Below are 13,293 nucleotides of genomic sequence, written 5' to 3'. Positions count from 1 at the left end.
TGAAGGATTATAGTTGGCCGAGCATGTGATCGGCGCTCGAGACCTTGAAATCGCCCGCTTCTTCTACGTTGAGCTGTTCGACCACGCCGTCGTTGATGACCATGGAGAACCGCTGGCCGCGCTTGCCCATGCCAAATCCGGAACCGTCCATCGTCAAGCCAATGGCTTCAACGAATTCGGCATTGCCATCGGCCAGCATGGTGATGTCGTCGCTGCCGGATGCCTTGTTCCATGCGCCCATCACGAATGCATCGTTGACCGCAGTGCCCACGATCTCATCGACGCCCTTCGATTTGAGATCGCTTGCCTTCTCGACAAAGCCGGGGAGGTGCTTGGCAGAACACGTCGGGGTGAAAGCACCGGGAACCGAAAACAGCGCGATTTTTTTGCCCGCAAAATAATCGGATGATTGCACCGCCTGCGGCCCTTCGGATGTGGCTTTGATGAGCGTGACTTCGGGGATCTTGTCGCCAACAGAAATGGTCATAATGGTTCCGTCCTTGTGTGATCGTTACGCCTTGGCGTCTCTATAACGAATGGTCCTGCAGGGGCAACAAATAGACATATAAAGATAAGTTTATATTTGCCCTTTGGAGTCTGTGCCGTTAGGGGCCTGTTCCATCATTATACCCCCAAGCGCTTTTGCGCAGGAGACACGACCATGGCTACCCTCGCTGCCGCCCCCACCCATGAATACGTGATCAAGGACATCGTGCTCGCCCAGTTTGGTCGTGATGAAATCCAGATCGCGGAAACCGAAATGCCCGGTTTGATGGCGCTGCGCGAAGAATACGGCGCGGCTCAGCCGCTGAAGGGCGCGCGCATCACCGGCTCGCTCCACATGACCATTCAGACAGCCGTGTTGATTGAAACGCTTGTCGCGCTTGGCGCAGAAGTGCGCTGGGCGACCTGCAACATCTTCTCCACACAGGATCACGCAGCTGCAGCGATTGCACAGAGCGGTATTCCCGTGTTCGCCATCAAGGGCGAAACGCTGGCTGACTATTGGGACTATGTGGGTCGCATCTTTGATTGGGCTACCGATGAAAACCCCGATTTGACCTGCAACCTTATCCTCGATGATGGCGGCGATGCCACTATGTTCGCGCTGTGGGGCGCACGCCTTGAAGCAGGCGAGGAAATGGGCAAGCCAACCAACGACGAAGAAGTTGAATTCCAGCGCGCGCTAAAGGCTTTCGTCGCTGCCAAGCCTGGCTACCTCACCAAGACGGTGAAGGCGATCAAGGGCGTTTCGGAAGAAACCACCACGGGCGTGATGCGGCTCTACCAGATCGCCAAGCAGGGCAAGCTTCCCTTCCCGGCGATCAACGTGAATGACAGCGTCACCAAGTCGAAGTTCGACAACCTGTATGGTTGCAAGGAATCGCTGGTCGACGCGATCCGCCGCGCGACCGATGTGATGCTGGCCGGCAAGGTCGCTTGCGTTGCCGGTTACGGCGATGTCGGCAAGGGTTCGGCCGCCTCGCTGCGTGACGGCGGCGCACGCGTGATGGTCACTGAAATCGATCCGATCTGCGCGTTGCAGGCAGCCATGGACGGCTTTGAAGTCGTCACCATGGAAGACGCCGTCAAGCGCGCCGACATCTTCGTTACTGCGACCGGCAACGAAGACGTCATCACTGCTGATCACATGATGAACATGAAGCCGATGGCGATTGTCTGCAACATCGGCCACTTTGACAGTGAGATCCAGATTTCCGCCCTTTCCAACTACAACTGGAAAGAAATCAAGGAAGGCACCGATCTTGTGACCTTCCCCGACGGCAAGTCGATCCTCATCCTCGCCAAGGGTCGTCTTGTGAACCTGGGCTGCGCCACCGGCCATCCCAGCTTCGTGATGAGCGCCAGCTTCACCAACCAGACGCTGGCCCAGATCGAACTGTTCACCAAGGCGGACGAGTACAACAACGACGTGTATGTCCTGCCCAAGCATCTCGACGAAAAGGTCGCCGCGCTGCATCTGGAAAAGCTGGGCGTCCAGCTGACCCAGCTCAGCAACAAGCAGGCCAGCTACATCGGTGTGCCGCAGGCTGGCCCGTTCAAGCCCGATCACTACCGCTACTAAACAATACAGACAGCCCGCCTCCGCCCTGTTTTATCACGGGGTTGGGGGCGGGCGTCTTTCGCCCGTTGCACTCCGGCGCGCACGCGCATAGCGGTTGAGCGATGGACATGTCGCCCCTTTCACTTGTGCTGATTGCGATCGTGCTGGCGGCGTGGACCGTGGGCGCGGCTGTGGTCGTTCTGCGAGCGAGCAGCGACGTCAAGCGTGCCAAGGCGATGCGCACGAGCCTCAAACGCTTGCAAACGCTGCTGGATGTTGCCCCGGCGCTGCCTCTGCTGGTCCGCGTTGATGGCCGGATAGAAGCACCTGAGAAACTGGCGCGCATGCTCGGACTGTCCGCGATGCCGCGCTATCTAAGCGAACTGGCGGCGCCGCCGGGCAATTCCACGGCGGGTGGGCTGGCCCAGGCGCAGCTCGATCAACTTTGGGCCAAAATCCAGACCACGCAGAAAAGCGCTGCGCCGTTCCGCATGGCGATAAATCTGCCCGGTGCGCAGCGCAGCCTTGCGCTGTATGGCACGCTCGCTGACCCCCAGGTATCGCCGGGGGGCGCTGCACTTGTGTGGATCTTCGATTTTACAGATAGCCATGCCGAAATGGCGCGGTTGCGGGCGGCTGCGGCGCGCGCGACAGGGGATTTTGCCGCGCTGGTCGGATTGATCGAAGCTGCGCCCATGCCGATGTGGTTCCGCGGCGCAGATCTGACCTTGCAGCTGGTCAATCAGGCATATGTCGATGCTGTTGGAGCAGGCAGCGCAGCTGAAGTGGTGCAGGCGCAGATCGAGCTGCTTGAACCCGAAGATGGACGTTCGCCCGCCGATGTTGCGCGTACAACGCTGCAGAGCCAAGACAAATCCGAACGCATCATCGCGGCAACGATACATGGCGCGCGGCGGACGCTGCGGGTCAGCGATCTTCCGCTGGGTCTTGAAGGGGTTGCAGGCTACGCGATCGACATTGAGGAACAACAGCAGGTCGCACGGGAGTTTCGGGCTTTTCGTGATGCTCAACGCGCATTGCTGGATCAGCTATCAGTGGGCGTCGCGCTGTTTGATGGCGAAGAACGCCTGACCTTTGCCAATCGCCCCTTTCGCCGTCTTTTCAGCCTTACCGATGAAACGATCGAAACGCATACACCGTTCGAGCGCTTTCTTGCCGAGGCGAGAGAGCGCGGGCGCACGCCCGAAGTGCGCGATTTCCCCGAATGGCGGCGTGAACGGACGGCATGGTTCGGCATGCAGGCGACGCTTGAAGAGGCTTGGCCGCTTCCAGGCGGAACGCACCTGCGCGTGGTTGCGCAGCCCATGCCCGATGGTGGTCTGATTCTGATTACCGAAGACCGCACCGAAAGCCTCGCCCTGTCTGCGGTTCGAGACACGCTGCTGCGTACACGCACAGCAACGCTCGACAGCCTGTTCGAAGCCCTGGCCATCTTTGCTCCCGATGGGTCGGTTCAGCTTTGGAACCGCAGTTTTGCCGGTACTTGGGGTCTGTCGCCGGAATTGCTGGATCAACACCCCAGCGCGGATGAATTGCTGGGCGCCATCGGACGCAATCTGGTGCGACCCGAAGAAGCCAGCCTTATCGGAGCCGCTGTGCGGGCCGCAACGCTTGACCGGCGTGAAAAGGAAGGGCGGGTTGATCTGGCCGATGGCCGCACGCTGCGATTTGCCGGGATACCGTTGCCCGATGGCAATGGCCTTTTGACAGTGCTGGACATTACTGCCTCGCAAAAGGCGGAACAGGCATTGCGCGAACGGGCTGAGGCGCTGGAAGAAGCAGATGCGGTCAAGGCGCGCTTCCTTGCAAACATGTCCTATGAATTCCGTACTCCCCTTACGACCATCGGGGGTTATGCAGAATTGCTGAAAAGCGGCGTGGCCGCCGATCCCGAAGCCTCGGGCGAATATGTTGATGCGATCCTCAGTGCGGTCGAACGCCTGACCGAGCAGGTGGAAAATGTGCTCGATCTATCGCAAAGCGAAGCTGGTCTGTTGCCCATCCGCAAAGAACGCCTCGATCTCCTCGATTTCCTCACGACGCTTGTGCGGGAACGCGAAGCTGCGATCGTGTCAGCGGGGCTCAGCCTTGACCTGAAGGGGCGCCGGGGCCGTGTCATCGAAGCCGACCCGCGTCAGTTGGGCCGGGCCATCGGTAATCTGATCGATAATGCCGTGGTGGGAACGCCCAAGGGCGGGCGTATCGTGATCGAAATTCGCAAGGCCCCGGAGGGAACCGACTTCGGTGTCGAAATCAGCATTGCCGACAACGGGCGCGGCATGACATCGCAAGAACTCGCGCGCGCACAAGGCGGGGTGAAACCAGCCGGCGACGGATCGCCAGAACGCCGGACAGGACTTGGCATCCCGCTCGCCCGACAACTGATCGCCGCCCATGACGGGACGCTTGAAATTCTAAGCCGGAAGGGTGCAGGCACTTCCGCAACGATCCGCCTGCCATGATCGAAACACGAATCGAGCTTGGTGATCTGGCAGCGATGACGGCCTTCGGCTCGCGCATCGCAGACAAGCTGAAGCCGGGCGATGTCGTGGCGCTGACGGGCGGGCTGGGCGCCGGAAAAACGACCTTGGCGCGGGCTATCCTTGCGGCTTTGGGTCACACTGGCGAAGTGCCATCGCCCACATTTACGATCATCGAAACCTACGATTCGCCGGCATTGCGGTGGCCTGTGGTGCATGCCGATTTCTACCGGCTCGACGATCCGGCCGAACTAGCTGAAATCGGGCTAGATGATTACCGTGAGGGTGCGGTTTTGCTGGCCGAATGGCCTGAAAATGCCGGCGGTTTCATGAAAGAGCCGGGCTGCCTGTCGATTGCATTGCAACCCATCGGAGAAAACGGGGAAGGCGGACGTATTGCGATTGCCCGCGCAGGGCCGGATTGGGTAGGGCGAATGCCATGACACAACTTCCCCCCGGCCTTGCCGATTTTCTTGACCGAGCCGACTGGAGTGGAGCGGACATCGCCCCGTTGCCGGGGGACGCATCGTTCCGACGATACTTTCGTGTGACCCGCGGCGAAGATCAGGCGATGCTGATGCATGCGCCGCCTCCGCATGAAGACCCCGCGCCATTCCTGCATGTTGCGCGCTGGTTGAACGCAAACGCAATGCGCGCACCTGCGATCCTGGCACAGGAAGCTGATGCAGGCTGGGTACTGACCGAGGATTTCGGCGATGATCGTATGCGTGACTGGCTCGATGGCAATCCGCAGGACGAAGTACCCGCCTACGAGGCTGCCGTATCAGCACTCGCGGCGCTGCATCGGCTTCCACCCGGGCCTTTTGCAGCCTACGACATGGCGACATACCAGCGCGAAGCGGCGCTTCTGACCGAATGGTATTGTCCCGCACACGGGCTGGATGTGGATGCGCAAGCATACAGCGCCGCTTGGCAGGAGGTTCTGTCCCCCGTCGTGTCCCGGCAATCGCCTGGCGTTACGGTGCTGCGCGATTATCACGCGGAAAACATCATGTTGCTGGGTGGTAAAGCCTCTACGCCTCAGGGCCTGATCGACTTTCAGGACGCCTTGGTGGGGCATCCGGCCTACGATCTTGTATCCTTGTTGCAAGATGCGCGGCGCGATGTCGCGCCCGAGCTCGAACATGCGATGTTGCTGCATTATGTCGATGCAGCAGGCGGCGTCGATGATGCCTTTCTAGCCGACTACGCAACGCTTGGCGCGCAGCGCAATGCCAAGATCGTGGGCATTTTCACCCGGCTGAACCGCCGCGATGGGAAGCCCCGGTATCTCGCCATGATCCCGCGAGTCTGGGCGTTGCTGGAACGCGATCTGGCCCATCCGGCCCTAGGTCCTGTGGCGCGCTGGTTTGATGCCAATATCCCTGAAGACCTGCGCACCGCCAACGGTGCTTTTGGGACATGACCGTGGCCAAGCTAGCATCGGACACCGCGATGATACTGGCTGCCGGGCTCGGCAAGCGTATGCGACCGTTGACCGCCAGCCAGCCCAAGCCGCTTGTGCGGGTCGCCGGAAAACCATTGATCGATCACGCGCTTGATCGCCTGTCGGAAGCGGGCGTGAGGCGTGCGGTGGTGAATGTCCATTATCTTGCCGATTCGCTGGAAGCCCACGTGCGCGCTCGTACCGCACCCGAAATTTCTGTCTCGGATGAGCGCGCGTGTTTGCTGGAAACCGGTGGGGGCATGGCAAAGGCGCTGCCTCAATTACCCGATCCGTTCTTTGCGCTGAATGCCGACAACATGTGGCTGGATGGGCCCAAGAACGCCTTCCATGATCTGTCCCGGCGCTGGGACCCGCACCTGATGGACGCGCTGCTGTTGGTGGTGCCGCATGCGCGTGCCGCCAATTTTTCGGGACCGGGTGATTTTCATATGGACCCGCTTGGCCGTATCTCTCGGCGCCGCGACGGGCGTATGGCCCCATTTATCTACACAGGCATCCAACTGGTGAGCCATCGTTTGCTGCGCGATGCACCTGATGGGCCCTTTTCAACCAACATTCTGTGGAATCGCGCGATCGAAGAGGGCCGTCTTTATGGCCTGAGCTTTACCGGCTTTTGGTTCGAAGTGGGCACCCCGCAAGCCATTCGTCCTACCGAGGAGGCGTTGCAGAGTGCCTGAAACGCGCCGGGTGGGCCCTCTTGTCTATTCGATTGCTGCCCACCGCGGATTTGCAGATGCGCTGGTTGCAGGTCTTGTCCCGCGTTATCGGGAACCCAATTTTGGCCTGGCCCGCCTGACACTGCTCGTCCCGTCGAGCCGCGCTGCCCGCACACTGTCCGAAGCCTTTGTCCGCCAGACAGGGGAAACGGGCGAAGGTGGATTGTTAATGCCGCGCATGATTGCAGTGGGCGACCTTGATCTCGACGAAAAGCTGGGCGCAGCGCTCGACCCATTGGGGGCCAGCGACATTCCTCCGGCAAGCGACCCCATGGCCCGCTGGCTGACACTCGATCGCCTGATCGCCGAGGAGCGCGCCGCCGAAGGCATGGAACCGCTGCCGGGACGCGCGCGGCTTAATCTGGCGCGCGAAATGGCGCGAACGATGGATCGCCTTCTGGTTGAAGAAAAGGCCGCAGACGATTTGTGGTCGGATCCTGTCCTTGATGAACTCGGGAACGTGGCCGATCACTGGAAGCGGGCGATCCGCTTGTTTGCGCGGGTCAACGCAAGGTGGCAGGCAGCACTGGTTGATCGTGGGGAAGTGGATGCGGCGACGCGGCGCAACCTGCTCTTCGACCGTGCTGCGCGCCGTTGGAGAGATACGCCGCCGCCCCATCCGATTGTGGCGGCAGGCGTGACAAGTGCCTCGCCCGCGTTGGCGCGGTTGCTTCGTGTGGTGGCGGAACTGCCGGATGGCGCCGTCATCCTGCCCGATCTTGATCTGGCGATGAATGACGATGCGTGGCAGGAACTGGGTTTGGCAGGCGCATCGGCAGAACCGGGCGGGCCCGTGTTTGCGGCAGGCGATGCTCTCAGCCATCCGCAATATCATCTCAAGCTTCTGCTGAACCGCATGGGGATTAACCGCGCCGAAGTGCAGCCGTGGCATCGGCGCGGTCTGTCCGCGGCCGAACCTTCGCGCAGCCGGGCAATATCGTCGCTGTTCCTACCCCCGCAGGCCAGCCGCGCATGGATCGGGCTGGAGGCAGACAAGCGCCGCTTGGCTGGCGTGCGCCTGCTTTCCAGCGCGACGATCGAAGAAGAGGCGCAGGCGATTGCAATGCTCACCCGCGAGGCTTTGGAACAGCCAGAGCAGCGGGTCGCCATCGTGACCGCAGATCGCGGATTGGCACGGCGGGTAACGCAGCATCTCGAACGCTGGAACATCGCGGCTGACGACAGTGCGGGGCGCCCGTTGTCACTGACTGCGGCAGGCCGATTCATGGGTCTGTTGTCCGAAATCGCAGCCAACGGGCCCGAACCTGCCGCCCTTGTGGCTGCGTTTGGTCATCCGCTGGTTCATGCAAGCGATGCAGATGCCCGGCGCGCCTGGCTGGTGGGGGTTCGTACCTTTGACCGGCGCCTGCGCGGCCCGGCACCTGCGCCCGGACTTGAAAGCCTGCGCAAGATTGCACGTGATGCGCTAATCACGGAATGGTGGACGGGTGCCGAAGCATTGATCGCGCCGTTGCTCGACTGGCCGCGCGAAATGGCTTTGGCCGATGCGTTGAGCCGTCTGTCGGCAGCGGCCGAAAGCTTTGCGCAGGCGCTGGTGTGGGAACGTGAGGATGGCCGTGCGCTGGGCTCCCTGATCGACGAATTGCGCGGACAGGCCGATAGCGCACAAACTGTCATAGAAACCGCCGATCTGGCCGGGATTCTGCGCGATTGCATGGACGCTGTCGCCGTTCGCCCGGGCTATGGCGGGCATCCCCGTGTCGCGATTTACGGGCTTCTCGAAGCGCGTATGGCGCGTGCGGATCTGGTAATATGTGGCGGTCTGAACGAAGGAAGCTGGCCCCAGCCGCCCGGCGCCGATGCGCTGTTGGCACCGGCCATCCTGCGTGCGCTTGGCGTGCCAGGGGTAGAATTCCGGATCGGGCTTGCCGCGCATGATCTTGCAGGGGCGATGGGCGCGCCGCGTGTCATCCTGAGCCGAAGCCTGCGCGACGCCGAAGGCCCGACCTTGCCATCGCGGTTCCTTCTCCGGGTGGAAGCCTTGCTGGGCGATGATCTTGAAAAAGAACATCGTGAGCGATCGATACCTGCGTTGCTTCCTTATCTGGATCGGATCCGGCCCGCGGCTGATGCCTATCCGCGTCCAGCCCCCAATCCCTCGCCCGAACAGCGCGATGTGCCGATCAAGGTGACTGCGCTCGATCGATTGCTCGGTGATCCCTACCAGTTCTACGCAGCTGCCATTTTGGGCTTGCGCCCCTTGCAGCCGCTTGCTGCCGACCCCTTTAGCGATCCCGCGCTGCGGGGCACGTTGGTTCATGATCTGCTCGACACATGGCACAGAGCAAAGCGGGACAATCCGGGCCTCGCGCTTGTGCCCTTTGCCGCTGCGTATTTTGCAAAAGAGCGGGTGCATCCGCTGTTCCGCGCCCTGTGGCAGCCACGTCTGCTCGCCGCGCTTAACCGATTTGAACAGTGGCTGGCGCAGGACGCGGCGGACGCGGGACGAACGGTCCTTGCTACGGAAATCGACGGGGAAATGCGCTTCAAGGGCGTGACAGTCAAAGGGCGCGCCGACCGGATCGACCGGTTGGGCGATGGTACGCTGGCAATTGTCGACTACAAGACAGGCAGCGTCCCTACCAAGAACCAGGTCGAAAAGGGGTTCGCCTTGCAGCTGGGATTGCTTGGACTGATCGCAGGGCAGGGACGGTTCGGCGACAAGGAGACAGGCCGAATCGTGCAGGGAATTGCCAGCGATTTTGAATACTGGTCCTTCGGCAAGCAGAACGACAGCTTCGGCAAGCGTCAAAGCCCGATGAAGAAAACGGAGAAGGAAAAGGGCATCCTGCTGGACGATTTCCTGCCGCACCACGCCGCCAAACTGTCTGAAGCCATCGACCGCTTTATCAAGGGCGCTGCGCCCTTCACTGCGCGCGAAAATCCTGACTACAAGGGCTACACCGATTTCGATCAATTGATGCGTCTGGAAGAATGGGCCATCCGCCTCACAGAAACGGGGGCCGAATCATGAGCGGCGGCGGCCTCGTTTTCCCGCTGAAAGACAATCAGCGTCTGGCAGCAGACCCTGCCGACAATGTCTGGCTGTCTGCGTCTGCCGGGACCGGCAAGACCCAAGTGCTTTCGGCGCGCGTACTTCGGCTTTTGCTGCGCGAAGATGTCGCCCCTTCGCAGATATTGTGCCTCACCTTCACCAAGGCGGGCGCCGCCGAAATGGCGAACCGCATTAACGCCGTGCTGGCACGCTGGGTGCGGCTGCCGGCGGTGACGCTGGCGAAGGAACTTGATGATCTTGGCGCCGACATTGATCCTGCCACGCAAGACCGGGCCCGTAGCCTGTTTGCCAGCGTGCTCGATTGTCCCGGCGGTGGTCTGCGGATTGATACGATCCATGCCATTGCGCAATTCCTGATCGGCAACTTCCCCGAAGAAGCGGGGCTCGCGCCGGGAGCGCGCGTGCTTGACGATCGCGGCCGCGAATTGCTGGCGCGCGATGTGCTGACCGATCTGTTCGAAGAGGCCGAAAGAACCCATGACGTGCGCCTGCTCGACGCCATCAGCGATTTCACGCTTCGCAGGGAACCGGCGGCGCTGCACAAATGGTTGATGCGTACCGCAGAGGCGCCCAACCTTTGGGATGGCCCATCGGGTTGGCAGTCGCCCATGATTGGCCGGGTGCGTGGTGTACTCGGTATTCCGTCCGATGCGGACGATACCTGGGTCAACGCGCCGCTTGATCCGGATTTGTTTCCCGACGACGTTGTGGCAGCGATGCTCCCCGCGCTGGATGGCTGGAAGGTGAAGACCGGTCAGGAAGCTGCTGCATTCAACCGGGAATGGCTGACGCTTGATCTGCCTGCGCGGCTTGCAGCGGTGCCTGGCTTTTTCAAGACGATCCTGAAGACCGACGGAACCCCGCGCCAGATGGGCGGAGCAGAGAAGATTGACGCATATTTCTCTGATTATCAGCTTGTTATAGCCGAAGCGATACAGGACCATGAAGATCGCCGGTCGTTGCTGGCGTGCGCGGGTATCATCGCCAGCGCGCTTGAAATCGGCCGGGCCTTTGCCGTTCGCTGGGAAGCGCGCAAGGCAAGCGAAGGGTTGCTCGATTTTTCCGACCTGATCCGCAAGGCGGCGGCACTGCTGGGGAAATCCGAAGCGGCCGATTGGATCCGTTACAAGCTTGACCGGCGGTTCGATCACATCCTGATCGACGAGGCTCAGGATACAAACCGCAGCCAATGGGATATCGTCGAAGCGCTGATCGATGACTTCTTTTCCGGAGACGGCGCGCACGGCGACAAGCTGCGTACTATCTTTACCGTAGGCGATTACAAGCAGGCGATCTTCGGGTTTCAGGGCACCAGTCCCGAAAACTTCGCCCATGCCAAGCGCCGCGTCCATGCGCGGATCACGGCGGCGCAGGCGGGTATCCGCGAAGGCCGGGTCAACCGCCGCGCCCCCGGTTGGCAGGATCTGGATCTGGGCCGTTCGTTCCGCACCGCCGATCTTGTGCTGGGATTTGTCAATCACGTGATCAGTACGCTCGGTTTCACCGAGTTCGGTCTGGACAAGGCACCGCCCCCGCACGAGGGCACCGATCGACCGGGAATGGTCACGCTGTGGCCGCCGATCATGCCTGACAAGGACGAACCGGGCGAAGATCCGGAAGCCGATGCCGGTGACAGTCAGGACTGGATACCGCGCCATGATACGATGCTTGCGCAGCGTATTGCCGACCAAGTTCATCGCTGGGTCAGCGGCGCCGAACCTTTCGTATTGGAGAAGGGATCGCGCCGTCATGCGCAAGCCGGCGACATCATGGTGCTGGTTCGCCAGCGCAAGGAACTGGCGTCGCAGATCGTGGCCAAACTGTACGCGCGCGGCGTGCCGGTGGCGGGGGTGGATCGGCTTCGCCTGGGAGCGCCATTGGTCATCAAGGATATTCTGGCCGCGCTGCGGTTTGCTGCGCAGCCGCAGGATGATCTGAGCCTTGCCAATCTGCTTTCCTCGCCTCTGATGGGTTGGACCCAGGATGACCTGCTTGCCCATGCCCCGCGACCATCGGCGGTCCGATTGTGGGATCATCTGCGCCGTGCAGACGCGCCTGAAACAGTCGCAAGGACTGCCGCGCAACTGCGCGAACTGCTGCGCCGGGCCGATTATCAGACGCCTCAGGCATTGATAGCATGGCTGCTGACCGGACCGTGGCAAGGCCGGGCGCGGCTGGTCGAACGGCTGGGCGCGGAAGCCAATGACCCTCTGGACGAACTGGCCAATGCGGCGTTCGCGTACGAGGCTGAATACTGGCCAAGCCTGGCAGGTTTTCTGGCGTGGTTCGATGCCGGGACAGGCGATCTGAAACGCGATTCGGACAGCGCATCCGGCCAAGTTCGCGTGATGACTGTACACGGATCGAAGGGATTGCAGGCGCCCATCGTCATCCTTGCCGATGCGACAGGCGCGCCGGGTGATGCAGGCGATCTTACGCTAGAGGAAAATCCGTTCGGCGTCGTGATTGACCGGGCGCTGGAAATTCCGATCCCGCCGCTCTCCAAAGAGCACAAGAAGGGTAGGATCGCTGAAGCCGAAGCGGCGCGTAAGGCCGCCGCGTTGCAGGAGCACTGGCGGCTTTTGTACGTCGCACTGACCCGTGCGGAAGAAGCGCTGTTCATCGGTGGGTCGCTGAACAAGATCGAGGCCCGCAAGCGCGAACCGCATGCCGACAGTTGGTACGCCCGTATCGCCCCGCTGTTCGAAAGCGACGAGCTGGACGACCCGATCTGGGCCTGGCGCAAGGAATGGGGGGAGCGCGCCGCGCCATTGGTGCCGGACGATATATCCGCGCCAAACGCATACAGCCGGCCCACCTTGCCGCTTTGGGTAACAACCGCGATCGGGCCCGAACCACGCCCACCGCGCCCGCTTGCGCCATCGGGCGCTGGCGAGGATGGCGGTGCCGCCCCCCCGTTACCCCCGGAAGTTGCGCGCCATGCTGCCCGGCGGGGCAGCTTGATCCACAAACTGCTTGAACGTCTGCCAGACGTGAACCGCGACGATCGCGAAGCGGCTGCCCGCGTCTGGCTGGAACGGCAGGCAGGCGATTTGGATCAGTCGGTGCGCGAAGAGATGCTGTCTTCTGCGCTCGGCGTTCTTGATCACCCCGATTTTGCACCGATCTTTTCCCCGTCAGCACTGGCAGAGGTGCCGCTGGCCGCGACGGTTGATGGTGTCGTGGTCGCAGGAACGGTGGACCGGTTGCTGGTTGACGAATCGTGCATCATGGTTGTCGATTTCAAGACCACCCGCCGCCCCCCTGCCGATCGTGAAGCCGTGCCCGTCGCTACGCTGCGGCAGATGGCTGCCTACGTTGCCGCACTGGAAGCGATCTATCCGGGGCGTGAGGTGCGCGCAGGGGTGCTTTACACGCATGCGCCGGTGCTGGTCGACCTGCGGCCCGAAACGCTTGCCGCGCACAAGCAAGCGTTGCAGACCGCGCAGCAATCCTATCTGCCCCCTGATATTGAGTGACGGCGCAGGCGCATTAGATTGCATTCA

8 protein-coding genes are annotated in these 13,293 nt (G+C 61.6%); 7 read left to right on the top strand and 1 reads right to left on the bottom strand.

Going from position 1 to position 13,293, the window contains the following annotated elements; genetic code table 11:
- Positions 1-7 precede the first annotated feature (7 nt).
- On the bottom strand, positions 8-487 hold the full coding sequence (locus tag SJY33_RS05820) for a peroxiredoxin (protein ID WP_379921662.1): 480 nt from the start codon (positions 485-487) through the stop codon (positions 8-10).
- Between the two features lie 174 nt (positions 488-661).
- Between SJY33_RS05820 and ahcY the strand changes: the two genes are divergently transcribed.
- From ahcY to addA, 7 genes are all read left to right on the top strand, one after another.
- Complete coding sequence (ahcY, locus tag SJY33_RS05815) at positions 662-2,086, top strand: adenosylhomocysteinase (protein ID WP_379921661.1); 1,425 nt, start codon at positions 662-664, stop codon at positions 2,084-2,086.
- A 101-nt stretch (positions 2,087-2,187) separates the two neighbouring features.
- Positions 2,188-4,548: a PAS-domain containing protein gene (locus tag SJY33_RS05810; RefSeq protein WP_379921660.1), complete on the top strand. Its 2,361-nt coding sequence runs from the start codon at positions 2,188-2,190 to the stop codon at positions 4,546-4,548.
- Positions 4,545-5,009 (top strand): tRNA (adenosine(37)-N6)-threonylcarbamoyltransferase complex ATPase subunit type 1 TsaE, encoded by a 465-nt coding sequence (tsaE, locus tag SJY33_RS05805; RefSeq protein ID WP_379921659.1) that lies wholly within the window; start codon positions 4,545-4,547, stop codon positions 5,007-5,009. The genes SJY33_RS05810 and tsaE overlap by 4 nt, the downstream gene beginning before the upstream one ends.
- Positions 5,006-5,992 carry an aminoglycoside phosphotransferase family protein gene (locus SJY33_RS05800; RefSeq protein ID WP_379921658.1) on the top strand — a complete coding sequence of 329 codons (987 nt, stop codon included), beginning with the start codon at positions 5,006-5,008 and terminating at the stop codon, positions 5,990-5,992. The genes tsaE and SJY33_RS05800 overlap by 4 nt, the downstream gene beginning before the upstream one ends.
- Positions 5,989-6,711 carry a nucleotidyltransferase family protein gene (locus SJY33_RS05795; RefSeq protein ID WP_379921657.1) on the top strand — a complete coding sequence of 241 codons (723 nt, stop codon included), beginning with the start codon at positions 5,989-5,991 and terminating at the stop codon, positions 6,709-6,711. Before SJY33_RS05800 ends, SJY33_RS05795 begins: the two co-directional genes overlap by 4 nt.
- Entirely contained in the window at positions 6,704-9,745 is a 3,042-nt protein-coding gene (locus tag SJY33_RS05790; protein WP_379921656.1) for a PD-(D/E)XK nuclease family protein, read from the top strand. The genes SJY33_RS05795 and SJY33_RS05790 overlap by 8 nt, the downstream gene beginning before the upstream one ends.
- A complete protein-coding gene (gene addA / locus SJY33_RS05785) occupies positions 9,742-13,266 on the top strand; it encodes a double-strand break repair helicase AddA (RefSeq protein WP_379921655.1) in 3,525 nt (1,174 codons plus the stop codon). The genes SJY33_RS05790 and addA overlap by 4 nt, the downstream gene beginning before the upstream one ends.
- Positions 13,267-13,293 lie beyond the last annotated feature (27 nt).

The organism is Erythrobacter sp. R86502 (genome assembly GCF_042466465.1).
In the GTDB taxonomy this organism is placed as follows: Bacteria; Pseudomonadota; Alphaproteobacteria; order Sphingomonadales; family Sphingomonadaceae; genus Erythrobacter.
This window is presented reverse-complemented; position numbering and strand designations above follow the sequence as displayed.